General features: G+C 63.8%; 3 protein-coding genes. 2 read left to right on the forward strand and 1 reads right to left on the reverse strand.

Annotation, left to right across the window (positions count from 1 at the left end; translation table 11 throughout):
• Positions 1–388, forward strand: a 388-nt coding sequence (locus tag HXY34_14310) for a flagellar hook-basal body complex protein (GenBank protein NWF97307.1), incomplete at its 5' end; no start/stop codon positions are given.
• Between the two features lie 93 nt (positions 389–481).
• Positions 482–673, forward strand: a complete 192-nt coding sequence (locus tag HXY34_14315) for a flagellar FlbD family protein (GenBank protein ID NWF97308.1) — start codon at positions 482–484, stop codon at positions 671–673.
• A gap of 28 nt (positions 674–701) precedes the next feature.
• Here the strand turns inward: HXY34_14315 and dctP are convergent, their stop codons facing one another.
• Positions 702–1,118, reverse strand: a complete 417-nt coding sequence (gene dctP / locus HXY34_14320; GenBank protein NWF97309.1) for a TRAP transporter substrate-binding protein DctP — start codon at positions 1,116–1,118, stop codon at positions 702–704.
• Positions 1,119–1,178: the final 60 nt, after the last annotated feature.

Consider the following 1,178-nt stretch of genomic DNA (forward strand, 5'->3'; position numbering starts at 1 on the left):
GGTCATGACTTCGCAGGACGGCTTCCCCGCCGGAACGCTGGTCAGCTTCGGGGTGGGCACCGACGGGGTCATCACCGGGGCGTTCAGCAACGGCCTGACCCGACCGCTGGGTCAGGTGGCACTGGCCACCTTCACCAACCCCGAGGGTCTGGTAGGGGGGGTGAACAACCTGTTCCACGTCGGCCCCAATTCCGGCCAGCCGGTGATAACCGCCCCCGAGACCCTGGGAGCGGGGCGGGTACTGGGCGGCTCGCTGGAGCTGAGCAACGTGGACCTGACCCGCGAGTTTATCGGACTTATCACCGCGACCACCGGTTTTTCGGCGGCCGGACGGGTGATCTCCACCTCCAACGATCTGCTCAATGAATTGCTCACCATAGCCCGATAAACAAGAGTACGCGGGCCTCGACCGGCCGGTACCCGAGGTGCGCCCGGCAGGCCCCCGGGGCCGGCCTAAGGTTCGCGCGCGCACGAGGCCGCCATGATTACCCTGACGCGGTTGAACGGCAGCCGGTTTGTGGTCAACGCCGACCTGATCCGCACCATTGAGGAGCGGCCCGACACCACCATCGTGCTGGTCAATGGTGAAACGCTGATCGTCAAGGAGAAGCTGTCGGAGGTGGTGGCCAAGGCCGTCGAGTATGGTCGGACCATCAGGGTGTTCCAGCCGTAGTGCCATGGGGCAGAGGTCCGAGGCGAGTCTACAGGCCATGCGGTTCGCTGATCTGAACCTTGATACCTGGCGGGACGATGAGAGCCCCACAAGGAGACGTAGGGGAGGGAAGCGGAGTGGTTGACCGGGCCACGGTTATCGGACTGACCTGCACCGTGGGCCTGCTGCTGTGGGCCATAGTGGCCAGCGCGGGCAGTGACGCGGGGGCCTTCTGGCAGATTTCATCTGTGGCCCTAGTGGTTGGCGGGGCGGCCTTGACCACGGCGGCCTGGTCCGCCGCCGAGAGTGACTGCCAACGCTTGTCGTTCATGCAGATGGGAATGGGGCCATAGATATGATTCGTAAGGGAGACATACTTGGCCACCTCATGGAACTTATTGACGTGGATGGTCGGGATGGGATTCTCCTGTCCGTCCACGGTCCCTTGCTGGATGGAGATGTACACCTAGCCCAGGTCCATGACGGTCGGGTTGGCGCCGAGGGTCTGCCACAACCAGATGTACAC

The organism is Candidatus Thorarchaeota archaeon, from assembly GCA_013388835.1.
In the GTDB taxonomy this organism is placed as follows: Archaea; Asgardarchaeota; Thorarchaeia; order Thorarchaeales; family Thorarchaeaceae; genus JACAEL01.